Origin of the sequence: Pseudomonas sp. SID14000, assembly GCF_002165135.1 — a bacterium.
In the GTDB taxonomy this organism is placed as follows: domain Bacteria; phylum Pseudomonadota; class Gammaproteobacteria; order Pseudomonadales; family Pseudomonadaceae; genus Aquipseudomonas.
On sequence record NZ_NFZQ01000139.1, the window covers coordinates 1 to 411 of the forward strand.

Annotated in this window: 1 protein-coding gene; it reads left to right on the plus strand. The window is 63.0% G+C overall.

Annotated elements, in window-relative coordinates:
- Nucleotides 1-411: immunoglobulin-like domain-containing protein (locus tag CAY82_RS26825; RefSeq protein WP_170931143.1), on the plus strand; the 411-nt coding region annotated here is incomplete at both ends.

The following is a 411-nucleotide window of genomic DNA, read 5'->3' on the forward strand; positions in this document are numbered from 1 at the left end:
ACAACAACGGCTCGACCGTCAGCACCACGATTACCGGTGCTACCGGTGGCAACTTCGAGCAGTTGGTGCCGAACCCGACGCCAGCTCAGACCACCATCAACGACTCGGTGGACACCACCACCGCGACCCTGACCGCTTCGCCAAGCATCACCGAAGGCGGCGTGATCACCTACACCGTGACCCTGAGCAACCCAGCCCAGACCCCGGTGACCGTGACCCTGTCCAATGGCCAGACCATCACCGTCGAAGCCGGCAAGACCCAGGGCAGCGTCGACTTCCAGACCCCGGCCAACGACGTCTACAACAACGGCTCGACCGTTAGCGTGACCATCGAGAACGCCACGGGCGGTAACTTCGAGCAGTTGGTGCCGAACCCGACACCAGCTCAGACCACCATCAACGACTCGGTGG